We start from the raw sequence: 25,087 nt of genomic DNA, 5'->3' as shown, positions 1-25,087 counted from the left end.
TCGAACGAACAAGACATGTCCGCGTCATCCGTCGTGCGGCAACTGCTCTCGACACTGGAGCAGTCGTCTCTCCGCGAGGAAGCACGCTCCTTACGGCAACAGTTCGACCAACGAGGTTGGGCGGGGCTTGGTGCTCCGGACATCGCGCTGGTGGCGGCCCTGGTGGGGCGGCTGCAAACGTTTCCTCCCGCCGCGGTGGTCACTCCCGTGGCGCCGTTGCCCGCCGCTGTTGCGCTTGCTCGGGATGCGCCGGCACAACCCGAGGAGGTGGGGTGGAGCCCCTGGGAGAACGGCTCGGCATGGATTGACACCATTCCACGAGGGAGGGAGTGCCTGTCCCTGCTGGATGAACTCGCCCGGTGTGACGAGGCAGATGCGGCGCTCACCCTGTTGAGCCGCTTGTTCGTGGGGCATCTCCGATACGAAGCCCACGTGGTGGATGAGACGCAGCGGCTGGACTCCACGGCGGTCATCCGTCGACTCCGCACCATCGCTCGCCATGGCGACTTCATGGTGTCCCTGGCGGAGCTCGTCTTTCCCTACCCCCATGGCTCCAACTTCCAGCCCATCTTTCGCAGACATCCCTATGGACTCGTGGTGGCCATCGCGCCCGGATGGAATGCCTGCCAGTTCGCCTATCGGGAGGAGAAGGATGGAGGGACCCTCGTTCCCAGAACGCGTCAGATGGTGGGCTATGCAAGGGGCGGCGAGCTGCGTGACACCCTGTTGATATGGCTGCGCCGCATGAGCTTGCTCCGGCTGACAGGCGGGGAAGAGGTGGTGGAGCTGGTGCGGCGCGTGGAGTCCGCGTTGGGGCCGGACCCCGTGGAGGTGTCACGCCAATGGAACCCGGTGGCCCTCGCGCCCTCGCTGTCGACGCCTCCGGGTGTTACCTGGGACCGGCTCCTGGACCATGAGCGGCGCGCGTTCCTGCAAGAAGACCGTGGTGCGCCCGGTCAGCAACCCCGGCTCTGGTGGGGATTGGAGCGGGTGCTGCGCATGGCCCTTCCCTTCACCCTGGCCCACAAGCAGGCGAGGCTGTGCTACCGAGGCTATGACCTCGAGGCCCCCACTTCGCCGGAGGTCGCGAGCCGGAGTGGGAAGAGCTGGTTTCGGCGGCTCACCCTGAAGCTGGAGCTTGTCTTTGACGACGGGAGGGCGCTGCCTCTTTCCCTTCCCGTCGGAGTGCCGGAGGTGGATGACCAGGGACGGATGCTCCTGGATGGCCTCTGGTATCGGTGGGTCCCCAGGGTGTTTGGCAAGGGACTGCTGAGCGCAGGAGATGCGAGAGTCCAGGAGCCGTCCTTCGACGAGGGGTTCGAGGAAGAGGTCGAGGAGGAGTCGCCAATCCCGGAGCAGGGCGCGGCCCCGGAAGGGGCGGGGCCCGAACCTGAACTGGAGTCACCCCTGGAGTTGCTGAAGGAAGAGGGGCTTGCGCCTTCCGTACTCAGGGCCTCCCGGGACCCCGTGGCCATCGGGTCGCTGGCGGGCGGAAGTCTCTGCGCGTTCCTCGAAAGCGCGACGTACCGGAAGCTGATGGGCATCAGCATGCGGCTGGCATCCTATGAAGATGACGCCCATGAGCTTCCTCGGAGCCTGCCGGCCCTCCTGCGCGGTGTCGTCGGGCGTGACGACCGACTGCTCCTGGTCAGCAAGGTCTTCCTCAAGGCGGTCCTGGAGCCCGCGCCGGGGATGACGACACCGGAGGAACTGCTCCCCATCCTGCGGCACGCCGTCGCGACGGACGCCGGCACCGCACCCGCGTGGGCCTGTCCCGACGTGTCAGCGGACCTGCGTCCGGGGGCGTGGGTCCCGGTCGAAGTGGCTCGTCTCACTCCGGGGGGAGACCTCTCGGTGCCTCTCCGGAACGCGACGGGGGTGGTTCGGCTGGGAGTCTCGATGGAGTCGCTGCCTCAGGTGAATCCGCGAGCTGGGGGCACTGGAGGCCTGGGGACGCGGGGCTGGATTGCGCGGGGACTTTCCCACTTCGCCTCTCTGCCAGCGGGCCGGCTGCGGTCGGCCGCGCAGGTCGCGCTTCAAGCACGCCCACTCTCCGAGGGACTTCGCGTGGTCTCCGTCCACGGGCCTCGGTTGTGCGCCCGGTGGACGATGGAGGCGCCGCCGCCACCCGAGAGCAAGGTGGTCCGCGCTCGCGAATTCAGCGTCAGGATTCCCGGGTTGATGCAAAGCGAAGGTGTCGTCGCGCACCGCGTGCTGCTGTCGCGGGGGGCCTGCGTGAAGGCCGGAGATGCATGGCTGGAGGCGGAGCGGTCGCTCTGGGCCCAGCTCGCGGGTACCCGACCGAGGACGACGAGCCTCCACGAAATGAACATGTGGAGCCTCGCCGCCAATGTCTTCACGTTCACGCCGAAGAAGCCCACGAAGGATGAGGCGGAGGAGGAAACCATCCTCCCGCTCCCCTCGCTGAAGCTTCCCAAGGCCGTGGAGCGCTGGTTCGTTCCGCCCGGTGTCCACGGACAAGTCCTCGACATCCATGAGGAGTTGGAGCGGGACAAGTCGGGCGAAGGGCTCGCATGGCGAATCACGCTCGTCGTGGGCACCGAGGCTCCTTCCTTTCCCTGGAGCCATCTGGTCCTGCCAGATGGGCGGGTGCTTCCCTTCCAGGAAGGCTTGAGGCGGGAGGATGCTCCGTATCAGGAAGATGGTGCGCCCGCGCAGCTGGTCATCGAGGACCCGACCCTCGCGGCCATTTCTCCCTCGGACGTGTGGTTCGATGGGGTGACGGGCGAACTGCTGGAGCGGGCCACCGCCCACGTGGGCACCTGTTTCGTGCTCCCCGCGACGCGCGACGTGCTCGTCGGACCCGACCTCCAGCTCCGGTTTCGCGCCCGCGATGGAGAGGGCATTCCCGCGAGCGCTGAAGCGCCAGCGTTGTCCGCCATGGAGCGTCTGTGGTGGACGGCGGCACGTCCCGAGGACTCGGCGAAGCTGGCGGAGGTCGAACGGGCCTGGGCGGGTGATGTCCCTCCTTTTCTTCCCCGCCTCGCGGAAGTCCTGGAGGCCGCCGACATCGCGCCGCCTGACTGGATGAAGACGAAGTCGACGCGCCAACCGGGAAAGGGGCGGGCCGCGAAGCTGGAGTCCTTGACCATGTCCCGCGTGCGGCAATGGACCACGGGCTATGCCAAGGAAGACGACGCGCCCGTCAGGTGGTCCTGCTGGTGTGGCCGGACGCACGGGCGCAGGCGCGCCTTCGAGCCGTGCGAACCCGGCTCCTGGGGCTGTGGCACGCCCGTCGTGTTGCGCCCTCCGACGCAGGAGCGGCGGGCCCTGCCGGCCTTGGGACTCTGTGAGCCGGTACTCCATCCTTGGAGGATGGAGAGCGCGGCCTGTCTGCTGGGACTGACTCTTCCCGAGTTGAAGGCGCAGCAGGTCCGGGTGGGCGCCGTGGTGCTGGGAATCCTCATGCGTCAGGCCTTGCGAAACGGGGCTCCAGGTGCCGCCGGACGAAAGCGTCTGGAAGGGCGGCTGTCCGCCGCCGAGCGCGAAGCCCTGCTGCGAGGTCTGGAGACCCTGGAGCACGACGTGGCCACGGGGAGCGCGGACCTCGTGGGTCGGTTCTTTCTCTCCAGCCTGGCGGTCCTGCCCAATACCTTTCATCCCACGGGGCTGCCGCCTGGGGCACCGGGGCTCGTGAAGTCTCCGTTGACGGAGGCGTACCACCGGGTGCGTTTCGCATCGAACAGGCTCGTGGCCCTGCGCGCTTCAGGCGCCCGGCTCGTGATTGAAACGGCGCGGGCTTCCTTCCACGAGGCCGTCGCGGCCCTGTTTGGCCCGATGGACCAGGGAATGCATCGGGACGAACCCACGAGCCTCGCGGGCCTCATCACGCGCCTCTGGCCCCTGACGAGAGCGCCGGGGCTGCGCTCCGTGGTCCCAGGGCTCTTTCGCATGGAGGGCAGCCCGGTAGCGGCCGGCTTCGACGGCGCCTTCATCGAACGGGGGGTCGAGCGGCTTCCCCACGTCCATGAGCTCCTGTCACGAGCTTCACCCGCCGAGGTTCGTACCGAGACGCGGGTTGAGGAAGACCCCGACAGCGACGACGAGGGGTGGGACGAGTCACCTCGTGATGGCATCGAGGTGGTGAGGCTACGGATGGCTCCGACCTCGCCAGGGGTGAGCACCATCGGCATCTTCTCGTCGGAGCAGGCCCTCTTCCTTCCACCGTTGCCATCGCCCGCATGCGAGCCTCTCTCGGCGGAGTTCTGGGAGGGGCGCGCCGCGCGAGAGCGCCTGCTCCGGCTTCATCTGCCTCGCTTGATGGGCCTCGTGGGGGCGTTCTCCACGTCGGACGCCGAACAGGTGGACGCGGGGCGGGAATCGCCTGATGCGCAGAGGATGCCTCCTGGAAGCGTGGGGACCGTGGCGCTGAGGGAGCTCATGGGGGCGTTGGTCCTGCGGGAGTCACGGCCCCTGGACCTCTGCCGCCTCCTCGAAGCCAGGCGGCCCACCCCGCTCGTCGAGGATGGGGCACGGGCCAGCGTGTGGGTCGAGGAGCGGGTGCGGCGTGCCTTCCCGGGAGAGGGTGCATGGCTGCGGACCGCGCATCGCTTGTTGGCGCGTGCGTTAGCGGGCTGGTGGAAGTCTCGTCCTCGCGAGGGCGCCCCCTCGGGATGGTCCTGGGCGCCGCCGGACCAGAAGGGGGCCGCTGGAGGCCGCCGCTTCGTGCCCCCGCTCGCGTCCGTCGCCTGGGCTCGATGGCCAGGCATGGAGGCGGCCACGACACCCGTCCGCTTCCTCGTGGCGCATGCAGGACTCCCCGTGGAGGGTGTCTGGAGTCCGGTCCTTCTGAGGGCCCTGGGGCTGGAGGCCGGGGCGGTCCCCATGGGGACGGAGCTTCCCCAGACGCAGCCGACCCTGGTGGTCCCAGTGCCTCCGCCAGGGGCTGCTCCAGTGGTATCGCCGCATCCCGAGGAGATCCTGGTGGCGACCCCGTTGTTCGTGCCGCCTCCCATCCCGCCAGTGGGTGACGTGGACGAGGTTTCCCTTCTGGAGGTCACCATGGTGGCCTGGCTGGGCGACAACACGGGGCTTCTCCCCGAGGTGTCGCTCCTCTCCACATCAATGGATGTCTGGCTGAAGCGAGGGCGGGTCTCATGAGCACGGGGTCGATGGACGGAGCGACGTTGGTCTCGGCGGGGGAGTTGCGCACGGACGTCCTGGAGATCTTCCAGGCCGAGGCGCGCATGGAGCTCCTGTTGTCGGCGCCGGGTCTGCTGGCACAGCCTCCGCATGGACACGCGGCCCTCGCGAAGGAGCCGCATGCGGCCCTCCCCGCCAAGGCGACGCATGCGCATCGTCAGGCGCTCCTGGAGGCGTTCGGTGGACAGTTGGATGGACTTCCCCAGACGACGGAATGGGAGTCGAGAATCGGGGAGTGGGTTCGCAAGCTCTCCGCCGCCGAGGCTCGCGTTCTCCACCATCAACCAGGTCCCCTCTTCAGCCGGCTCATCAGCCGTCCGACGAGCAGCCTCGTCCCCATGGGACCCATCACGCGGGGCACCTTGCTTCGGCCTCCGGGCGCGGAGCTGGAGCTGACGCTCACGGGCGCGATGCATGAGCGGGCCCGGGAATGGTTCCGGTTGCGCGCGGCGGAGTCGGAAGACATCTCGAAGGAGGTCCAGGCGCTGCTGGAGAACTCCTGGGCTGGAGGGATGATTGGGGCGGAGGACCTGTATCTCAAGGTCCTCTCGGAGTTCTTCCTGGAGATGCTCCAGGGCGCCGACCTGACCGACAGCAATCCCCTGCTGGACGTGATGACGACGTTCCAGCGGGCGGCCTATCAGCAGGCCAAGGGCATCCTGAGGCGCTTCGGAGGCGTCTTCCTGGCGGACGTCGTGGGTCTGGGAAAGACATACATCGCCATGGCCCTGTTGCGGTATCTCCAGGACACGATGGACCGCCACGCGCTGGTGATTGCACCGCCCACCGTGTGTCCGACCTGGCAGGCCCTCGCCGACGATTTCGGAGTGAACCTCCGCACGCTGTCCCATGGAAAGCTGGAGGATCTTCCCAAGTACAGCCAGCGCCAGGTGCTCGTGGTGGACGAGTCCCACAACTTCCGCAACCCCGCGACGCGCCGCTATGAGCGAATCTGGGAGTGGCTGCATCCCAACAACGTGCCTTCGCGACGGCAGGTGTTGCTGCTCTCCGCGACGCCCCAGAACAACAGCCCCCGGGACGTGATGCAGCAGTTGAAGCTCTTTCCGGAGAACTTCACTCGGCTGCCCTTCCCAGGAGAATCCCTGGAGGACTACTTCAAGGCGGTGGAGGCCGGAAAGGAGTCCCTCACCAACGTCCTCCAGCACGTCGTGGTGCGCCGCACCCGCCGCTTCATCCAGAACCACTACCGCGACGCGAAGCTCCCGGTGAAACGGCCTGCTGGGGGATATGACTGGGTTCCCATCCGTTTCCCGAAGCGAGTCTCGGGACCAGAGCAGTGTCTGCGCTACCGCATCGAGGACACGTACGGCACCGGTCTGTACGAGCGAATCATCCAGGTGCTGGGTAGCATGGAATACCCGCTCTACGGGCTGGCCGCCTACGTGCTGGAGATGCACCGCGACGATTCCCGCATGGTCGGCTTCCGGCAGGCGGGACAGAGCCTTCGAGGCTTGTTCAAGGTGCTGTTGCTCAAGCGGTTGGAGTCCAGTGAAGCCGCGTTCCGTGCCTCGCTGGAGCGACTCCGGACCCGGCTCCGGCGTTCCCTCTCGAATCTCCAGGAGGGCTTCGTGCTGGTCGTCGCGGAAGTGGAGGACGAAGGCGAGTCGACCCCGGGAGGCGACCAGATGCCCTCGGGGATGTTCCATGTGGACCGGCTGCGCAACGCCCTGACGGCGGACCTGGACCGGGTGGACGAACTCCTGGGGGCCATGCATCAGCAGACCTCGGCGGCGGATGCGAAGCTCGCGCGCCTTCGGGCCTATCTGGCGGCACGTCCTCCCGGCGAGCACCGCACGCTCATCTTCACTCAGTTCACCGACACGGCGGAGTTCCTCCACGCGCACCTCGAGCAGGGGCATGGTGTCGTCGAGATGGTGACGGGGAGCAGCGGAAACGTCCGGCGGATTGCTCAGCGTTTCGCGCCCCGGGCCAATCCCGTGCGGGATGGCTCCGCGGTGCCGAAGGGGGAGCAGATCGACCTGCTCATCTCCACGGACGTGCTCAGTGAGGGCATCAACCTCCAGGATGCCGACACTCTCATCAACTACGACCTTCATTGGAATCCCGTGCGGCTCATCCAACGCGCGGGACGTATCGACCGCCTGGGAAGCCTGAACGAGGAGATTCACATCTCCAGCTTCCTGCCGGAGCGGGCCCTCGAATCCAACCTGGGGCTCGAGCAGGTGCTCCGGCGGCGCATCCAGGAGTTCTTGAAGGTCTTTGGTGAAGACAGCCACATCCTTCCACTGGAGGAGCGGCCCGATGTGGACGGTGTCCTGGACATCTATGCCGGAATGGCCCTGGAGAAGGCTGAAGCACAGGACGAGATGGATGCGCTCGGCCGCCATGCCGAACGAATCCTGACCATCCAGCAGACGGAGCCCGCCCGCTATGCGCGAATCCGCGCCCTGCGTCCTGGACGCCGGGCGGCGACGCAATCCCGCCTCCCGGGAGTCGTTGCCACACGGTTGGGTTGGTACTGGGCCTTCTGGCGCGAACAGGATGAAGGGGGCATGGAGCGCATCGCCGATGTCGCTGGACTGGACCTGCTCTTCAATCATTCCCAGAAAACGGATGTGCAGGAAGGAGAGTGGGTTGTCAGGTGTCGGCAGCGCGCGAGCCTGCTGGCGGAAGAGGGGCGGCGGCTCTTCTCCAGTCTGGCGGAGAATGTTCGAGCACAGAGGCAGAAGCCGGCGCTGAATATCAATGAGGAGTGGGTCCTCTCCTCGGTCGACGCCCTGCGCAAGGGGAGTGATGAAGCACGGCTTGCGACCCTGGAGGCCATGCGTCAGTGGATCCTTGCCGGTCAGTACAAGCCAAGCCTGCGTCTGGCCGCCGCCCGCTGGCGCAAGGAACAACTGATGGGCGAAGCGCTCTTCCAGCAGATGGAGGCCATGCTCCGCTTCCCGCTCAAGAACGAAGTTCTTGGTGACGAAGAGATGGTGGGGGTTGTCGTGGGGGAGGACCCCGGCGAGGCGTGAAGGCGCGGCGGCGCGCCATGACGCCCGTGCCTCGATGCAATACCTCCTGAGGGGGATGTCCATCCCCGGTGCCTTCGGGTGTCATCCGCGGAGATGAGGCGCATCGCTCGTCGATGCGCTGGCGGCTGTCTTCAGGGGCCATCCATGAGAGCATTGGGAGTTCTTGCGCTGCTGCTGGCGAGCGGCTGCGCGTCGACCCGTGTCGTCCGTCTGGATACGGGAGGGGGCAAATCAATCGCATATACGCCCATCGAGACAGAGCCTGTCGAGATGGACGAGGAGGAGTTCAAGGGTGCCGTCGCGCGGCTCGTGCCCGACCTGCGCCTGGACGCCGTGTTCAAGGAGGTCGACCAGGAGGATCGTCGCTCCTCGAGCGTGTCCCACGGGAGCGGCGGCGACGGAGCGCTCGGGCGGGCCGTCTCGTCGGCCCATGAGCGCATCTGTCATCGGCAGGAGGACCCGATGGGCTGCCTGGGCATGATGACCGGTGGGCTCACGCTGGGGCCGATGGAGCGCAGGATGCTCGCGCTCTACTTCGCGTTCGATGGCGCCTGGGATGACATCGAGGAGGACCTCCGCGACACGGTGAATGTCGCGGCCCTGCGGGGCCTGGTGACGACGATGTCCGGGACGGCACTGAAGACGTTGGTGGCTCCCGAGCCCATGACGAAGCCCATCTCGCTCGCCTGGGCAGCCTCGTTGATTGCGTATCTCGGGACGGAACCCGTCTGGAAGCTCGGGCAGGGCTTCTCGCGGCTGGTGGAAGAGTCCCGGGACGCGGCGAGCTTCGAGGAGCTGGAGCGCGTCGGACATCGCTTCGGCAATGTGCTGGGCGACAACGGAGCCCGAGTCCTGGTGGTGGTCTCTCTGTCAGTGCTCGGCGGGAGGAATGCCATGACGACGCGGGGACCGAAGATGCCGGGTTTTGCTCAAGCCGCGATACGCGCCCAGACGGAAGCGGGCTTTCAGCTTGTGGGAGCCCTGTCCGGAGACGTCCGGTCGATTGCACTCACGTCCGGAGGAGAGCTGAAAGTGATGCTCGCGCCAACGGCGGTCGCCGCGGTCGCGATGGGACCTGGGGCGGCTCCCATGGGGACGGTGGGTGGCATCCAGGGGGACGCGGAAGGGGCGGTGCACCCCATCTGCGCGGGCAAGGGCACGGCCGCTGAATCGGATGGCGGCCCGTGGGCACAGCGCTGCCAGGAACTCTTCGGCAAGGGGGGGATGCGCCCGGAGGACCCAGCGAACCTGATTCGAATCAAGGGACATCGAGGGTCCCACCCGGAGGCCTACCATGCGCGGGTCTTCGAACTGCTGGACGACGCGACGCGAGGTTGCCGAGATATCGCCGGGTGTCGGGGCGCGTTGACGCGCGAACTCGCCCGGATTGCTCGGGAACTCGTCACGAAGGGGACGGAGCTGCGGACGCTCGTTACGTCGGATGCCGAGGAGTAGCGGGTGGAGCGACGCTTCCTCAAGAGCCTCACGGATGTGGAGTTCACGCGCGACGCGCGGTTCGCGAACCCGTGGGAGTGATTGCGGGGTGAGGAGCATCGCGTGGCCAACGCTCGGCCTGTCACGTAGCGGAAGGTCGCCTGTTCCCGAGGGGCAGGGGGCCGGCTCGCATGGACTCGCTGGGTACGCTGGACGCCTCATTCACGGAGGCGTTCATGCGACGAGCGGCGTGTCTGTTGAAGGCGTGTGTCCTGCTGATGCTCGGGTGTGGTGGCGTGGAAGAGCGAGTGCTCGCGGCACCAGACGAGGGCTCCTCGGCGGAGACTTCGGAGGCGGCGCTGGATTTGGGCCTCGTCCTCGTCACCTGTCCGGTGGGAACGAGTCAGGCCTTCTACTCGCCGGGGCTGAAGCCCACGCCCCAGGATGTCACGGTGTCGGGTCCAGCGACCTTCAGCAATTGCGTGACGGTGCTCGGCGCCCCGGTGACGTCCGGCACGACCAACCTGGCGCCGGTCGTGGTGCGGGACCTTTCGTGCGTGGCCCTCCTGCAGCCCTCGTCGGTCACCCAGACGGTGACGTGGAACACGGGGGAGTCCTCGACGCTGGTTCTCACCCAGCTCCTCTTGGACGTGCAAGGCACGCTGACCGTCTTGACGCGGACGGGCACCGTCGCCTCCGGGAAATTCGTCGGCGCGACCGCGGTCCGGACCATCACCTATGTCACCCTCGACCTGGAAAATGGCTGCACGTCCCCCGAAGGGCTCACCTCGCTCTCCGGCCCCACGACGCTCACCCTGACGAAGCTGCTCTGAAGCCGCTGGGCGCGTGAGTCGGTGTCGTGGTGGCGCGCTCATGGCCTCACCACCGGACGGAACCACGGTGGCCTGTGGCGAACCCGAACGACGGAGTCGGAGCGCGCGGACCTGGTGGCGTTCCTCAAGAGCCTCACGGATGTGGAGTTCACGCGCGACGCGCGGTTCGCGAACCCGTGGGAGTGATTGCGGGGTTGGCTGCGGGGTGAGGAGCATCGCGTGGCCAACGCTCGGCCTGTCGCGTAGCGGAAGGTCGCATGTTCCCGTGGGGCAGGGGGCCGGCTCGCATGGACTCGCTGGATACGCTGGACGCCTCATTCACGGAGGCGTTCATGCGACGAACGGCGTGTCTGTTGATGGCGTGTGTCCTGCTGATGCTCGGGTGTGGGGGCGTGGAAGAGCGCGTGCTCGCGGCACCAGATGAGGGTTCCTCGGCGGAGACTTCGGAGGCGGCGCTGGATTTGGGCCTCGTCCTCGTCACCTGTCCGGTGGGAACGAGTCAGGCCTCCTACTCGCCGGGGCTGAAGAACACGCCCCAGAATGTCACGGTGTCGGGTCAGGCGACCTTCAGCAACTGCGTGACGGTGCTGGGTGACCCGGTGACATCGGGCACCAGCAGCCTGACGTCGGGCGTGGTGCAGGGCTTTTCGTGCGGGGACCTGCTGCTGCCCAGGACGGTCACCCAGACGGTGACGTGGAACACGGGGGAGTCCTCGACGATGGTCTTCACCCAGCTCCGCGTGGGCGTGCAGGACACGCTGTCCGTCTTCACGCTGACGGGCACCGTGCTCTCTGGAAAGTTCGTCGACTCGATTGCGGTCCGGACCATCACCTATGTCACCTTGGACTTGGAGGATGGCTGCGCGTCCCCCGAAGGGCTCACCTCGCTCTCCGGCCTCACGACGCTCACCCTGACGAAGCTGCTCTGAATCCGCTGGGCGCGTGAGTCGGTGTCGTGGTGGCGCGCTCATGGCCTCACGACGCCGCACTCGCGCGCTGCTGTGTCCGTTCCGACAGGCCGGGCGTGGACGTTGGTGTCCGACATTTCCCGTGCGAGGTGCGGCACACCGCCCCGTGCTCGCGGGGAGGTGTGAGCGTCTCCCAGCGTCCCTTGTCGTATTTCGCGGATGGGCGTGTGCGCGGTGGCTCCCTATCTCGGCAACGGAAGCGTTATCGGGAGCGGCAATGCGCAGAAGTCTGTCGGCGGCGGTGGTGGTCCTTCTTTCCGCACTCGCCCTCACCTCGACCTTTGATGTGTCGGCGGAGAGTGGCGAGGAGGGGCATGAGCCCCGGGAGCCCGGGGCGGCTGTGGCCCCGCCGCGCTCCGACAGCCCGGGGCCCGTCGTCGTCACCTGTCCTGTCGGCATCACCCAGGCGTCGTACCTGCCGGGGCTCAGCGAGGTGACGAAGGACGTGACGGTGGCGGGGGCCACGACGTTGAGCAACTGTGTGACCATCCCCGCGTCCTCGGTGGTGTCCGCGCGCCTGCCGCTCGACTCGAGCCTGCTCGCGGGCTACTCGTGCGCGGACCTGCTGACGCCGCGCACGGTGCGCCAGGTGGTGACGTGGAACACGGGTGAGACGTCCACGCTGGTGTTCAGTCAGTCGCGGGAGCTGGCTCAGGGGCCGCTGACGGTCTTCACGCTGACGGGCACCGTGGAGTCGGGCGCCTTCGCGGAGGCCACGGCCATCTGGACGGTGACGTATCTCAACTCGGACATCGAGAAGGGTTGTGCGTCGCCGGGCGGGCTCATCTGGCTGAGCGGGCCGTCCACGCTCGAGCTCATCCGCACGATGACGTGAGTCGTTGGACGAATCAGGAGGGTGCTCATGCGTGCGACGTCATGGGGTGTGAGGGGGCTCGTGCTCGTCGGGCTCTGTGGGCCGCTGGCCTGTGGGGACGGAGGAGGACGCCAGGGCCGTGGGACGCTGGAGGGACAGGAGTCCGGAGGCATGACGATTGAGCGGCCTCCGGAGAAGGTGCTCATCACCTGTCCCATCGGACACGGCGAGGCGAAGTACGGCACGGGGGTGAAGGTGTCGCCTCGGGACAGCGCGGTGTCGTTCCAGGCGACGGTGAGCAACTGCGTGACGGTGCTCGGCTCGGCGGTGACGTCGGCGACGCTGGGCTCGGAGGCACCGAGCCTGGTGCGAGGCATCTCCTGCGCGGACCTGGCGAGAGCCGGAGCAGGACGGCAGGTGGTGACGTGGAACACGACGGAGACGTCCACGGTGCTGATGAGCCAGTCGCACGTCTCCGTGCAGGACGCGACGACGCTCGTCACGCAGACGGGGAAGGTGCTGTCCGGGAAGTTCCAGGGCGCCACGGCGGTGCGGACCACAACGTTCCTGAGCACGGACATCGACAATGGCTGTCGCTCCGATGAAGGCCTGACGTTCCTGAAGGGGCCGGCGACCTTCAGCGTGACGTACCCCTGAGGCCTCCTGCTGCGCGCGGTGGGTGATGCATTGCATGATGGCTCCAGCCCGCTGCCCGAGCGAGGAGCCGCATGTCCGACCCCCGTGAGTTCCAGAGCAGGCCCCTCGACAGGTTCCTGGAGAAGCGCCCGCCGCTGGACTGTCTGGGGCAGTGGGATGAGACCGTGCATGACGCGTTCCTGCTGAGCGGCCGGCTCGACACCCCCGCCGAGAAGGCATGGCTGAAGGAGACGTTCCTCGCCCTGCGCCAGCGGGCCTGCGCGGACCTGGTGGCATTCCACGACGAGCTGATGGTGACGCCGTATGGAGGGACGGACGTCGTGTGCCCGGAGGGGTACTCACCGTGGCGGGTGGAGTTTGGCCTGTCGCTGTTCCCGAAGCGGGAGCAGGGCTTCGCTCGCTTCGAGTGCGTCGTGGAGTTCAGCCTGTACGAGACGTGTCCCGATGCCTTTCGCGTGCTCGAGGTGTTGCCGGAGGCCAGCGCACAGGTGAAGGCGTGCGCGGAGCAGCGGGGCTCGCTCCAGCTCGAATCGTTGCGCCAGGCGCGGCTCGTGCTGCCGATGCCCAAGGCGCGGCGGGCGGCGGAGGTCGCGGTGGAGTTCTATGGGAAGCCGGGCCCGCGGCCCTCTCTCCACGACGCGGTCCGCACGTGTGTGAAGGCGGAGGCGCTCGGAGACACGGCGGCGTGCTGGCGGCTGGATGCGTCCGCACCGAGCCGCGTGCCTGGCGCGGAGAGCCACTCGCTCGCTGTCATCCTCGCCGTCAGGCCGGACGCCCCGGCCATCCAGGCCGCGGGGAGCCTGCTGGCCTACAGCCAGGAGAACTGGCTGGACGCCGTCGTGGGGGACCACTGGCGGAAGTTCTTGAGCTCCGTGCGCGAGTTCCAGGGGAGCGGCGCGCCCGCGGAGGCCTATGGCGAGTGGATGGACATCCTCGTGCCGCCCTCGACCGGAACTCGAGTCGCGGCGGAGTGATGGGCTGAGCTCGCCCCTGATGACGCGGACCATCGGCTGATGACAGCCGTCATCAGGCTGCGCTGCGCTGGCGTCATCCGAGGGCCCGCGCCTCTTTGGAAAATCCATGGGTTGTCTGTCTCTCGCCTCATCGCGGGAGCTGGCACACGCGCTGCTATGGGGTCCTGGGTCGCATCAATCCGCCTCCCATCCCCCGAGGGTCTCGTCATGAGCATCGCTCCCCTGCACAACGCCGCCACGCCTGTCTCCCGTCCCAGCGCCTCGCCTCTTCGCAGCGGCGGCGTGGAGTCCTCCTCCTTCAGTCCGTCGGTGGGCTCGGGCGTGAAGCTGGCTCCCGGCCTGGCCGCGCTCCAGCAGGACGGCTTCGACCTGGGCAGTGGGGGGAAGGCGCATCTGGGCAAGCTGCTGGAGAGCACCCTGTCGGTGATGAACACGCTCGTGCAGGTGATGTCGCAGATCGCCGAGAAGGGCGGCGTGCAGGCGCCCCAAGGTTCCAAGGGCACGTCCCAGGGTTCGTGCTTCGGTGACAGTGGCTTCTCTCCGCAGGCGTCCTCGGGACGGCCTCCCCTGGACCTGAATCCCAGCCCGGTGGCTCCCAGCGCGGCGGCGAGCCCCAGCGCGGCGGCGAGCCCCAGCGCGGCGGCGAGCCCCAGCGCGGCGGCGAGCCCCAGCGCGGCGGCGAGCCCTGGTGCCGCGCCGAGCGTCGAGGGCGGGAAGAAGCTGGGTGGCAACCTGCCTCCGGGCCTGGAGAAGCTGCGGAGCACCATCGAGTCCGCGGCGGCCAAGACGGGCGTGCCCGCGGAGATGCTGGCCGCGCAAATCTGGCAGGAGTCGCGTGGCAACCTGGATGCCATCTCCACCAACGGCGGCAATGGCCTGACGGACACCGGCCTGATGCAGGTGAACCCCAACACCTTCAAGGAGCTGCAGGCGAAGCACCCCGAGCTGCAGGGGAAGAACCTCTCCGACCCGGAGACCAACATCCTCGCGGGCGCCTGCTACATGAAGGACATGAAGGAGCAGTTCGGAGGTTGGGACCTGGCGTTGCGCGCCTACAACTCCGGGCCGAACGGCGTGGACCGCAACAACGCGAACGCGATTCCCGCCGGCACGGGCGACGCGACCTACGTGACGAAGGTGAAGGACTTCATGAACACCCTCTCCACGGGCGAGGGCACGCTTCCGGCGTGAGCGGCTCCCGCCCACCATTCCACGCACCCCTGACACGCGAAAATGACAGGGGTGCGCTCGCGACTTTCCCCCGGGATTTTCGTTCATCGGGTGTGCGGCTTGAGTGACATCGGATTTCACCTGTCAATCGGCTGCATCTACTCAGCGTGAACCAGGGACACGCCTGGTCGACCGCCCTGGCGCGGTCGTCTGCAACGGGAGAACGACGGAATGAAGTCCATCAATGGATGGTGGGGTGCGGTGCTTGTCTCGGGGCTCATCGGCTGTGGGCAGGAGGCGCACGAGCCCGCGCCGGAGCAGGCGGAGATTCGTGCCGCCGAGCAGGAGGCGCGCTTCCTCACGCCGCCTGCGGGCTGTACGGAAGTCACCGTGGGTGAGCTGTTCAACGGCATCGAGCTGACGCCGGTGCAGTACGAGCGGCAGCCGACGTTCCGTGGAGACCTTTCGAACATCGGAGGCGCGCAGCGGGACGAGGTGCGCATCCGCCTGGACATGAACACGCAGCCAGGGCTGTACGACTTGTCGCAGGGCGGGGCGAACACCTTCACGTGTGAGCAGTGCGTCTTCGGCTACCAGGACATGGGCACGACGGCGCAGAAGCTGTTCGTCGCCGATTCGGGCGCGCTGCTGCTCGCGCTGCAGGTGTCGCCGCAGCAGACGGTGGGGGCGCTGTCGAACGTGGTGCTGCGCGAGTCGGTGCTCGCGACGCCCACCTCGGGCCCGTACACGGGTTCGTCCGTGGTGTCGGGTGGCGAGTGCCGGTGGATTCGCTTCGCGACGTGGAACACGGTGCGTCCGGGCGGGTGTGATCCGCGCGAGGGTTCGCTGACGTCGAACCTGCCGGACACGGCGTGTGTCGCGGACGACTACGCCGCGACGGACGGTACGCTGCAGCGCGCGCTGGGGACGAAGACGCAGGGCGAGGCCTGCACGGCGACGTCCGCGGAGAGCGAGTACGCGTTGACGACGACGGACTGCGAGCAGGGCTTCGCGTGTACGGACCTGCTCAGCGAAAACGCGCAGTGCCTGAAGACGTGTGACTTCATGGCGCCGACCCCGGGGTGCCCCACGGGCACGGTGTGTGGCGTGTATGGCCTGTGCATCGAGCAGTCGGTGCTGGAGCCGATTGGCTTCGCGTTCGATACGGCGCTGATTGGCGAGGCGTGCACGTCCTCTTCCTTCACGGAGTTCTGTGGTGTGGAGGGTGCGCGTGGCACCTGCTTCGACGCGGATGGCGCGGCGGGCCTGGCGGTGGCGACGTGCCACCGCTACGCGCGAGCGCGCTCCGAGTGCGGAGCGGGCGAGGAGCTGGGCTACATCTACTACCCGCTGTCGGGTGGCGGTGGAGACCGGGGCTACGGCTTCTGCTACTTCGACGGTCGCTGAGGTCGGGTGACAGCTCCCCGTCCGGCATGTCGTCCGGGCGGGGAGGGCGCAGTGAGTACGTAGGGCCCATTCGCGCGCGACGGCGCGGATGAGCGCCATCGCACAGGTGTTGGCGCATTCTCGGTGCGTCCGTGGGAGCGCCGCCATAGTGCGCGCCGATGGCCTCCTTTGATGCCTTCATGCCGCTTGGCCTGCTCTTCTGGGTCCTCGGTGGGTGCGCTGCTTCCACTTCAGCGGTCCTCACCGCTCCTGACGCGGAGCTTGCGCGAGGACCCTGGTCGGAAGTTCCCGCCGTGGAAATGCCCACAGGAGACGCATCCATTCCAATCAGCCTCTTGCGGGATGTAGCGGAGGCCATGTTGAAACTTCCTGGCGCGAAAGCGTGTGACCCAGGAAGGCGGCGCCCCATCGTGGGCTTGTCCACTGAGTACTGTTCGACGATGTACGTGGCCGGCAGTCGCGACTCCTTGTCCTGGCGGGTGACGGAGCCTGTCCGGGGAAGTCACGAAGCCTGCAAGCCATTCTTCGCGGTGAAGGACGATGACTTCCCGTCCGCGCAGGTGTGAGTCGTCGGCTATGTCCACAACCATGCCTGTGCCGCCGCGCCCTCGTCGCAGGACCTCAGCGTCTGACCGACAGATGCGCTCAGGCCCTTTGTGGCCATGGCGGACGTGCGCCTGATACCCGGCAACCCCGTTCCAGCGGTCTTCAGGAATACCGCCATCGAGATGGCGTCGGCGCTGGTGGCGGAGCGTCAGGATGGGTCGCGCTTCTTCCTGCGCTATTTTCCAACGGGTGAGGTCCAGCAGTGGAGCGACATCAAGGCTCGATGGGTCACGCTGGGCATCTGCGCTCCGCGCAGCGCGCGCCCGCCTTTCCGGAGCATGGCGCCTCAATGCAGTGCTGGGAGCTTGCAGTTACTCCGTGACCAGGTGTGGGAAATGACCAAGGCCTTGATGCTGGCGGGGTGTGTCGCGGTACTGCAGGGATGTGCCACACGGCCCGCGCCCTGGACGGGCGAGGTGCTATGGCCGGACGAAGGCTCGTCCAGAATCATTGTCGAGCCCATGGAGGCAGGGGCCGCGCTCGCCGCAGCGGGTGCCATCCGTGAGGTGGTGAGAACCCAGCCGTTCCCCAACCTGTTCGCGGGATGCTCGAGCCCGGAGCAGGGCCTGGATGTTTCCGTCTTCGCGGGCACGACGCCGGGCTTGTACTTCGTGGTCGTGGACCAACGCTTTCACCGTTGCGGCGGTCCGAGCGGACGTGTCCTCGATTGGTGGGAAGTCTATGCGGTGACGTCACAGGGCGTTGTGGTCGAGAAGGCCCCGACTCCGACTGGCGATGCCCCCGCTGATTCGTTGCCACCTGAGAAGTCTGTGCCTCCTCCCGAGCCCACTCCGGACAAAGAGGTTGCTCCACCTGCCTCGCTTCCTTCTCCTCACCCTGAGGCATCGACTGCTCCTTCGATGCCATCATCACTCGCCGTCCCGGAGGTGATTCCGCCGGCTCCTATGCAACCTCACCCGGAAAACAAATGACGGTGCTTTTCTGGGCGCCAGAGGTCGTCGGCAAGTTCTCGTAGAGGCACGACCAGCGTCATCCACGGGTCAGGCCCGCTTGCCGCGTGTCTCCAGGTACTGCCAGATTCCGGCGGCCAGGGCGCCTGCTGCGATGCAGAAGGCAATGCCGATTCCCGAGTTGCCGAACGCAATCCCCAACACCACTCCGCCGAGCATTCCCCAGACAAGCCTGGTCGACATGCCAAATCCTTTCCAAGGCCTTGGGCGAAGGGCCTGAGCTGCTTCTCCCCGAGGGAAGGCCACGAGGTGGTCAGCCAACCCAAGCTAGATGCCGAGGTGGAGTGAGGCATCCCCGGGCCACTCGGGCCTCCCCTCATCACGGTGTCCGTTGAGAGGCGAGGAAGGCGACGAGGGGCCAGGTGCGATGCAGGAGGCCGAGCGAACGGCCTTCTGCCGACGAGCGGGCATGAAAGAGGAGCCGCCCGCGCCGGTGTGCAAAGGCGTCACTACCGCGCCGGCGGGTACTTCTGGAGCTTTCGCTGGAGCGAGCGGCGGTGGATGCCGAGCTTGCGCGAGGCCTCGGAGATATTTCCCGCGCAGTCCGCGAGCACGCGATGGATGTGCTCCCACTCCGCGCGCGCCAGCGAGGGCGCTTCAAATGTCTCCGGCGCCGCCAGCGATGGCTCACCCGAAGCTCGCGCGAAGGCCGCGAGGATGTCGTCCACGTCCGCCGGCTTGGGCAGGTAGTTCACCGCCCCCAATCGAATCGCATCCACCGTCGTCGAGATGCTCCCATAACCCGTGAGGACGATGGCCTTCGTGGACGCATCCACCGCCAGCAGGTCCTTCACCACTTCCAAGCCACTGCGCCCCGGCATGCGCAGGTCCACCACCGCGTACTCCGGTGACTCCCGCCGCGCCGCCGCCAGCGCCTGGTCGTAGTCACCCGCCGTGGTGACTTCCCACCCGCGCTCACGAAACGCCCGCGCCAGCCGCTCCCGCAGCGTCGCGTCGTCATCCACGAGCAACAGGCTCGGATGATGCCCATCACCGCCCACCGTGCTCACGACGCCACCTCCGTGGCGGGCGGTGCGCCGACAGGCAACGCCAGGCTCGCGACCGTCCCCTGTCCCGGCGTGGACCGCAGCTCCAGCGAACCACCGAGCTGCTCCGCCAGCGTGCGCGCGAGAAAGAGTCCCAACCCCATGCCCTCACCCGGCGCCTTCGTCGTGAAGAACGGCTCGCCCGCTCGCGCCAGGATTTCCGCCGGCATCCCCGCGCCGCCATCGCGCACCTCCAGCCGCGCGCCTCCTCGCCCCGCCAGCACCCGCAGCTCCACCGACCTCGAAGGCGGCGACGCCTGGAGCGCGTTCTTCACCAGCCCCCGCACCACCCGCGCCAGCGCTCGCGGAGGCCCCTGCACCCGCCACGCGCTCAATTCCTCGGGCAGCTCCACCCGCACCCGCTCCACGCCCGACAGCTCCGACAGCGAGTCCTCCACCAACCGTCCCAGCGGCATCGGATGGAAGGCCTCTCCCGTCGTCTGCCCCGCGTCCGCCGACATCTGCACCAGCACGTCGCGGCAGCGGTCCACCTGCTGCCGGATGAGCCGCAAATCCTCGCGCACCGCCTCGGACGTGCCCGCCACCGTCAGCGCCCGCTCCACTTCCTTCGACACCACCGCGATGGTCGACAGCGGCGTGGACAACTCATGCGCCGCGCCCGCCGCCAGCGTCGCCAGCGAGGCCACCTTCTCCCGCCTCGCATGCTGCGCTCGCGCCTGCGCCAGCTCCTGCTCGCGCTCCTCCAGCGCCCGCGTCACCCGCTGCACGAAGTACACGATGAAGCCCGCGGCCACCGCGAACGCCACCCACATTCCATTGATGTGCAGCCGCATCAGCGCCGCGTGGTCCGGCCGCGACAGCCCCGGCACCAACACCACGTCCTGCAGCAGGAACAGCGAACCGAACGCCATCAGCGTGAAGCCCAACAGGCTCCACATCCACCGCGCGGGCAAGAGCACCGTCCCCAGCGCCACGTTCACCAGGTACAGCGTGGTGAAGGGATTGTGCGTGCCACCGCTCAGCGCCAGCAGCCCCGTGAGCACCAGCGTGTCCCACAGCATCAACTTGCCGATGGTGCCCTCCGTCACCCGGGCCCGGCCCAGCCACGCTCGCACCGCGAGGTTCGTGACGGCCTCCAGCCCCAAGAGGGCCGCCAGCACCGGCACTGGCAGCGCCAGCTCCAGCCCATACGCCGCCAGCGCGATGACCAGCGCCTGCCCCAGCAAGAGCCCCCAGCGCAGCCGCAGCAGCCACTCCAGGTTGATGCGGGCGCGAGAAGCGGGCTCGGTGGGGACGGGAGGCGTCATGGCACGACAGCGGACTGGAGCGAGGCGGAGCGGGCCACATTGCCCAGCAGGTCCACGTTGCGAGGCGACTCGCCCGGACCCACGCCATCCAGCCACGAATCCCACGCCAGTGTGAAGACCCGCGCCGCCTTCGGCGCGTCTTCCGTCAACTCCAGCCCGTCCAGCACCACGTCCACCGACGAGCGGCCCCGCGTCTCCACCTCGAAGTCACGCTCCCCATCCGCCAGTGTGCCCCGGAAGTGCAGGCTCAACCCCAGCATGTCCACCGGCACCGCGCCCTGCGACGCGGACGACAGCCCCTCCGCGTCCGCGTCCGCCGGCTCGAAGGTGAGCCGCGCCCGGCAGTAGCGCCCCGGCGGCGGACGCATCACTCCGAGCGGCACCACCTCTCCATCCGTGGCCCCCAGCGCCACCACGTGCGGAGTGCCCAGCCGCAGCGCGTTCGACACCGAGTGCGCCCAGGCCGTCCCCACCGGTGACAGCTCGTTCCACAGCCGCCGCCAGCCCGTCGCCTCGCAAGGAATCAACTCCACGCTGCCCAGCGTGACGAGCGCCCCAGAGAGCGTGGCCCGCGCGCCCTCATCCGTGACGAGCGTGCGAGCCCCCGCCGCCTCCGGGGCGCCTCGCGCCCGAGCGGTGGTGAGCCCCAGGGTCAGCTCCATCCCCTCGATTCGCTCTCCGCCCCCACAGCCGGCGAGACACAGCAACAGGGCGGGCAGGGCGAATCGCTTCACGGCGACAGGCATGGCTCAGAGGTCATACGCGACGGACATCATCGCGATGGGAGTGGGCGCCACGCGTCCGTGGAGCCGGTTGAAGAAGGGAACCCGCACGCCCGCGGCCACGACGATATCCGTGCTGGGGCTGAAGAGGACATCGGGCGACGCGTAGCTGATGACGCCACCTCCGTTCTCCTCCTTCTCGCCGTCGATGTCCGCCGCCGCTTCCACCCGACTGTCGAGCCCCAGCCGCACTGCCCACCGGGGCGCGGGCTGGTACTGCGCGGCCAGCGTCGTGCGCAAGGAAGGCCCCGCGCGGAAGCCCAGCATGCCGCGCAGGGGCAGGAAGCCCGTGGCGCTGACGAGGAAGGACCAGTCGCCCCGGAAGTGCTGGTAGGCCACGCCCGCGAGCGGGTCCACCGAGCCGCTTCCCAGCTGCGTGTCCAAATCCAGCAGCGTGCCGTCCGCCGCGCGCAGCCGGGGCGCGGTGGGCAGCTTCACCCCGGCGAGCACGCTGAAGAGATGATCCGCGGAGAACTCGCGGTCCTGGTACAGGAACGCCTTCGCGCTCACCTCCACGTCGCCCACGCCCCAGCCGCGCTCGCGCGCCAGGCTCACCGAGCGTACCTCGCGCGCCTGCAGGGGCAGGGTGGCCGACAGGAACAGCCAGGGCAGCGGCGCGTACGCCACCGCCACGTCCATGCGCGCCTCGCGCAGGCGCAGCGCGTCCACGCGCTCCTGTCCCACCGTATGGCCCCAGGCCCGCAGGGTGGTGGACAGCCGGAGCCGTCCGGAGAACGGCTGCTCGGTGCCCATCGATGTGAGCGTCGGGTCGCCACACGCACACGTGGCGCAGGCCCAGGCGGGGAAGACGGGCGCGAGCACGGCGCCGCAGAGAAGGAGGAGGGCGAGGGAGGCTTTCACGACGGAGGGGACGATACGCCCGGGGCCGCCACCGCCGCGTGTGGCGTGTTGTCGCAGTCCATCGGGGCGACCGGTGGCACGCGGCGCCACCCGTGGAGCGAACGGGGGAGCGGGCGATGGCTGCCTCGCGGGAAGTCATGGGCAGGTTGAGAATGACTTCCACGCCCCGGCGTTGGTGGGAAACAGGAGGCCTTACATGGGAGTGCTCGCGCCGCTTGGTCGGCTGCTCTTTTCCGCCATCTTCATCACCAGCGGCTTGAATCACTTCATCCAGCTCGATGCGCTCACGGCGCACGCGCAGAGCTCCGGCATCCCCGAGCCGCGTTGGGCCGTGCTGCTGTCGGGCGTCGCGCTGGTGCTCGGAGGGCTGTCGGTGCTGCTGGGCGTGTTCGCTCGCCTGGGGGCCGCGGCCATCGCCATCTTCCTGGTGTGCGCGGCCTTCATGGTCCACCGCTTCTGGCTCATCGCGGACCCGGTGCAGGCGCAGGACCAGCTCATCCACTTCATGAAGAACCTCTCCATGGCCGGAGGCGCGCTCTTCATCGTGTACTTCGGCTCCGGCCCCTTCAGCCTGCGTCGCGGGGGCCGCAAGGAAGGGCTCCTCGGCGGCGGGCGGATTGGCACGCCGCTGAGGCCCTGAGGCACGAAGGTGCTCAGCCCGCCGCGGCGATGGCCGTCGCGGCGGCGCGCAGGGTGAAGAAGGCCACTTCCGGCTCGCTGCCCCGGCGCAGGTACGGGCCGCCGAAGCCGAAGCCCAACCCCCGGTTCACATAGAGCTGGTTGCCGTTCACCTGGTAGTGCCCGCGGATGTAGGGCTGGCCCGCGCGGCGGAACAGGCGTTCGGTGAGGCCCTGGACGATGAACTGGCCGCCGTGCGTGTGCCCGGAGAACTGCACCAGGTTGCCCTGGGCGGGCAGCTTGTCCACCGTGGGCGGAGTGTGCGCCAGCACCAGCCGCGTGCCGGACTCCGGCGCGCCGCGGAACGTCGCCTCCACGTCGTCGCGTCCGGTGCGCCCGTCATCCACGCCCAGCACCGTCACCGGAGCGCCGCGCAGGTGGACGACGCGGTGCTCGTTCTGGAGCACCGTGTAGCCCAGGTGCTCGAAGCACTGGCGCAGGTAGGGCGCGTCCACCCAGTGGTCATGGTTGCCCAGCACCACGAAGACGCGGCCCTTCAGCCCGGAGAGCACATCGCGCACGCGCGGCAGCGGCTTGGGGCTGTGGGTGACGTAGTCGCCGGTGAGGAAGACCAGGTCGGGTGACTCCGCGTTGACGGCCTCCACCGCGCGGCGGATGCGCACCTCGGACGTGGCCTGTCCCACGTGGACGTCGGAGAGCTGCGCCACGCGCAGGCCGTCATGACACGCCGGCAGGTGCGGCAGGTGGAGCAGGTTCTCCGTGAGGGTGAAGTGGTCCCTCCACCGAAGGCGTCGCTCCGGGCGCAGCGGATCCGCTCCGCTCCAGGCCACCACCTCGTTGCGGCCCCCCTGCAGGGGCTCCAGGTGAGATCCACTGGACGAGGACGACGAGGGGCGGCGACGGGCCAGACGTCTCAAGCGCATGCGGTGCGGTTCCTTTTCCGGGCCGTGGGCGGCGAGCGCCCGATTCTATGAAGCCGGGGGAGGTGGGTTGAAGCAGGTGTCCCGCGCACGCCTGCCCTCCTTGCGGCCAGCGAGCGGGGTGAGGGGAAAACCCTCATGATTCTGGGAAGATTCCGGGAGGGCCTCGGGCCTTTCTTCCACCATTGGACACACTGTCGGGGGGCATGCGGTGACGGCGTCCTACGAGGTTGGTACACACGCTGAGACGATGAGCCCCCGGCTTGGGACGGCCCCCGACATGGGCCCGGAAGTGATGATGCCAGCCGGTGAATCCGCCCCTGAACGGCGGGAGGCTTCTTCCGAAGGCTTACGCCCCGTCGCCCTCTCCGAGCTGATGAGCACCATGCCCCTGGGCATGGCGGTGGTGGACCGGGAGCTGCGCTTCGTGGAGGTGAGCGAGGCGCTCGCCTCCCTCAACGGCCTGCCGCGCGAGGCCCACCTCGGTCGCCTCATGGACGAGGTGATGAACCCCCACTCGTCCCTGGGGGACACCGCCCGCCGGGTGCGCCGCGTGCTGGAGACGGGCGAGCCCCTGGACGGCGTGGAAATCATCCACCGCGAGCCCGGCATGGGCGTGGAGCGCACGCGCGTCTTCCGCGCCAGCTACCACCCGGTGCGCCGCGACGGCGAGGTCATCGCCGCGTGCATCTACGTGGAGGACCTGACGGAGCGCCGCCGCGTGGAGGCCCAGCGCGACGCGGGCGCGGCCCGGGAGCGCGCGGTGCGCGAGCAGGCCCTGCGCGAGACGCAGGAGGCCGTGCGCGCCCGCGACGAGTTCCTCAGCGTGGCCGCGCACGAACTGCGCACGCCGCTCACCAGCATGCGGCTGCACCTGCAGTTGCTCTTGCGACAGGTGACGGGCGCGCAGCCCGCGCTGGGGCAGGAGCTGGCGCCGCGCGGTCAGGTGCTGGAGCGACAGCTGTCGCGGCTGGGCAGCCTGGTGAACACGCTCTTGGACGTGTCGCGGCTGGCGGCGGGCAAGCTGAGCCTGGAGCCGCGCGAGCTGGACCTGGTCCAGGTCGTCCGGCAGATGGTGGACGCGTTCTCCGAGGAGTTCGCGCGCGCGGGCTGCGAGCTGGCGGTGCACGTGTCCGGGACGCTGCCGGGCCAGTGGGACCCGCTGCGCGTGGAGCAGGTGCTGGTGAACCTCCTGTCCAACGCGGCCAAGTACGGCGCGGGGCGGCCGGTGGAAATCTCGCTGGTGGGAGAGGGCACCGTGGCGGTGCTGGCCGTGAAGGACCACGGCATCGGCATCTCCGAGGACGGCATGGCCCGTCTGTTCGGCAAGTTCGAGCGCGCCGTCTCCGAGCGCCACTACGGCGGCCTGGGCCTGGGCCTCTACATCACCCGGCAGATTGTGGAGGCCATGGGCGGCAGCATCACCGTGCGCTCCGCCCAGGGCCAGGGCTCCACCTTCATCCTCCGCCTGCCCACACAGCCGCGCGTGCCGTCCGTCGGCATCCAGGCCATGGTGGTGGGCGGCAGGGCGAAGTAACGAGGACGGGCGCCCCCTCCGATGCTCAGGAAGGA

At 68.4% G+C, this 25,087-nt stretch carries 21 protein-coding genes; 15 read left to right on the top strand and 6 right to left on the bottom strand.

Annotated features, from left to right (window positions below; all coding sequences use genetic code 11):
* Positions 1 to 15: 15 nt before the first annotated feature.
* From FJV41_RS15155 to FJV41_RS52210, 13 genes are all read left to right on the top strand, one after another.
* Entirely contained in the window at positions 16 to 5,121 is a 5,106-nt protein-coding gene (locus tag FJV41_RS15155) for a hypothetical protein (RefSeq protein WP_141643190.1), read from the top strand.
* Entirely contained in the window at positions 5,118 to 8,165 is a 3,048-nt protein-coding gene (locus FJV41_RS15150) for a DEAD/DEAH box helicase (protein ID WP_141643189.1), read from the top strand. The genes FJV41_RS15155 and FJV41_RS15150 overlap by 4 nt, the downstream gene beginning before the upstream one ends.
* Positions 8,166 to 8,309: 144 nt before the next feature.
* Positions 8,310 to 9,620, top strand: coding sequence for an AHH domain-containing protein (locus tag FJV41_RS15145; protein WP_141643188.1), 1,311 nt, complete (start codon positions 8,310 to 8,312; stop codon positions 9,618 to 9,620).
* A 170-nt stretch (positions 9,621 to 9,790) separates the two neighbouring features.
* Positions 9,791 to 10,432, top strand: a complete 642-nt coding sequence (locus FJV41_RS15140; protein WP_141643187.1) for a hypothetical protein — start codon at positions 9,791 to 9,793, stop codon at positions 10,430 to 10,432.
* Positions 10,433 to 10,453: 21 nt separating this feature from the next.
* Positions 10,454 to 10,618 (top strand): hypothetical protein, encoded by a 165-nt coding sequence (locus FJV41_RS52220; protein ID WP_174486594.1) that lies wholly within the window; start codon positions 10,454 to 10,456, stop codon positions 10,616 to 10,618.
* A 101-nt stretch (positions 10,619 to 10,719) separates the two neighbouring features.
* The gene (locus FJV41_RS15135; RefSeq protein ID WP_141643186.1) at positions 10,720 to 11,361 is read left to right on the top strand and encodes a hypothetical protein; all 642 of its coding nucleotides are present in this window, start codon (positions 10,720 to 10,722) and stop codon (positions 11,359 to 11,361) included.
* A gap of 256 nt (positions 11,362 to 11,617) precedes the next feature.
* A complete protein-coding gene (locus tag FJV41_RS15130; protein ID WP_141643185.1) occupies positions 11,618 to 12,235 on the top strand; it encodes a hypothetical protein in 618 nt (205 codons plus the stop codon).
* Between the two features lie 27 nt (positions 12,236 to 12,262).
* Positions 12,263 to 12,871, top strand: coding sequence for a hypothetical protein (locus tag FJV41_RS15125; RefSeq protein WP_141643184.1), 609 nt, complete (start codon positions 12,263 to 12,265; stop codon positions 12,869 to 12,871).
* 71 nt (positions 12,872 to 12,942) lie between these two features.
* On the top strand, positions 12,943 to 13,845 hold the full coding sequence (locus tag FJV41_RS15120; protein WP_141643183.1) for a hypothetical protein: 903 nt from the start codon (positions 12,943 to 12,945) through the stop codon (positions 13,843 to 13,845).
* 207 nt (positions 13,846 to 14,052) lie between these two features.
* Entirely contained in the window at positions 14,053 to 15,036 is a 984-nt protein-coding gene (locus FJV41_RS15115) for a lytic transglycosylase domain-containing protein (RefSeq protein WP_141643182.1), read from the top strand.
* A 210-nt stretch (positions 15,037 to 15,246) separates the two neighbouring features.
* Positions 15,247 to 16,422 carry a hypothetical protein gene (locus FJV41_RS15110; RefSeq protein ID WP_141643181.1) on the top strand — a complete coding sequence of 392 codons (1,176 nt, stop codon included), beginning with the start codon at positions 15,247 to 15,249 and terminating at the stop codon, positions 16,420 to 16,422.
* Positions 16,423 to 16,832: 410 nt separating this feature from the next.
* Positions 16,833 to 16,988 carry a hypothetical protein gene (locus FJV41_RS52215; protein WP_181790652.1) on the top strand — a complete coding sequence of 52 codons (156 nt, stop codon included), beginning with the start codon at positions 16,833 to 16,835 and terminating at the stop codon, positions 16,986 to 16,988.
* Positions 16,989 to 17,084: 96 nt separating this feature from the next.
* Entirely contained in the window at positions 17,085 to 17,960 is an 876-nt protein-coding gene (locus FJV41_RS52210; RefSeq protein ID WP_181790650.1) for a hypothetical protein, read from the top strand.
* 69 nt (positions 17,961 to 18,029) lie between these two features.
* On the opposite strand, the gene FJV41_RS52205 is transcribed toward FJV41_RS52210, so the two are convergent.
* From FJV41_RS52205 to FJV41_RS15080, 5 genes are all read right to left on the bottom strand, one after another.
* Positions 18,030 to 18,182: a hypothetical protein gene (locus tag FJV41_RS52205; RefSeq protein ID WP_181790648.1), complete on the bottom strand. Its 153-nt coding sequence runs from the start codon at positions 18,180 to 18,182 to the stop codon at positions 18,030 to 18,032.
* A 266-nt stretch (positions 18,183 to 18,448) separates the two neighbouring features.
* Positions 18,449 to 19,009 (bottom strand): response regulator transcription factor, encoded by a 561-nt coding sequence (locus FJV41_RS15095; RefSeq protein WP_141643180.1) that lies wholly within the window; start codon positions 19,007 to 19,009, stop codon positions 18,449 to 18,451.
* Positions 19,006 to 20,313 (bottom strand): ATP-binding protein, encoded by a 1,308-nt coding sequence (locus tag FJV41_RS15090; protein WP_141643179.1) that lies wholly within the window; start codon positions 20,311 to 20,313, stop codon positions 19,006 to 19,008. Before FJV41_RS15090 ends, FJV41_RS15095 begins: the two co-directional genes overlap by 4 nt.
* Complete coding sequence (locus FJV41_RS15085; RefSeq protein WP_141643178.1) at positions 20,310 to 21,059, bottom strand: hypothetical protein; 750 nt, start codon at positions 21,057 to 21,059, stop codon at positions 20,310 to 20,312. The genes FJV41_RS15090 and FJV41_RS15085 overlap by 4 nt, the downstream gene beginning before the upstream one ends.
* A 3-nt stretch (positions 21,060 to 21,062) precedes the next feature.
* Positions 21,063 to 21,956, bottom strand: a complete 894-nt coding sequence (locus FJV41_RS15080; protein WP_141643177.1) for a transporter — start codon at positions 21,954 to 21,956, stop codon at positions 21,063 to 21,065.
* Between the two features lie 196 nt (positions 21,957 to 22,152).
* Between FJV41_RS15080 and FJV41_RS15075 the strand changes: the two genes are divergently transcribed.
* Positions 22,153 to 22,596 carry a DoxX family protein gene (locus FJV41_RS15075; RefSeq protein ID WP_141643176.1) on the top strand — a complete coding sequence of 148 codons (444 nt, stop codon included), beginning with the start codon at positions 22,153 to 22,155 and terminating at the stop codon, positions 22,594 to 22,596.
* Positions 22,597 to 22,609: 13 nt separating this feature from the next.
* Here FJV41_RS15075 and FJV41_RS15070 read toward each other — a convergent pair whose 3' ends face one another.
* Positions 22,610 to 23,518, bottom strand: a complete 909-nt coding sequence (locus tag FJV41_RS15070) for a metallophosphoesterase (RefSeq protein ID WP_141643175.1) — start codon at positions 23,516 to 23,518, stop codon at positions 22,610 to 22,612.
* A gap of 373 nt (positions 23,519 to 23,891) precedes the next feature.
* Between FJV41_RS15070 and FJV41_RS15065 the strand changes: the two genes are divergently transcribed.
* Entirely contained in the window at positions 23,892 to 25,052 is a 1,161-nt protein-coding gene (locus FJV41_RS15065) for a sensor histidine kinase (protein ID WP_246137216.1), read from the top strand.
* The last annotated feature ends 35 nt before the right edge of the window (positions 25,053 to 25,087 follow it).

The sequence above is a fragment of the Myxococcus llanfairpwllgwyngyllgogerychwyrndrobwllllantysiliogogogochensis genome (assembly GCF_006636215.1).
Lineage (GTDB): Bacteria > Myxococcota > Myxococcia > Myxococcales > Myxococcaceae > Myxococcus > Myxococcus llanfairpwllgwyngyllgogerychwyrndrobwllllantysiliogogogochensis.
The sequence above is the reverse complement of the archived record's forward strand: the minus strand, read 5'-3'. Positions and strand labels throughout refer to the sequence as shown.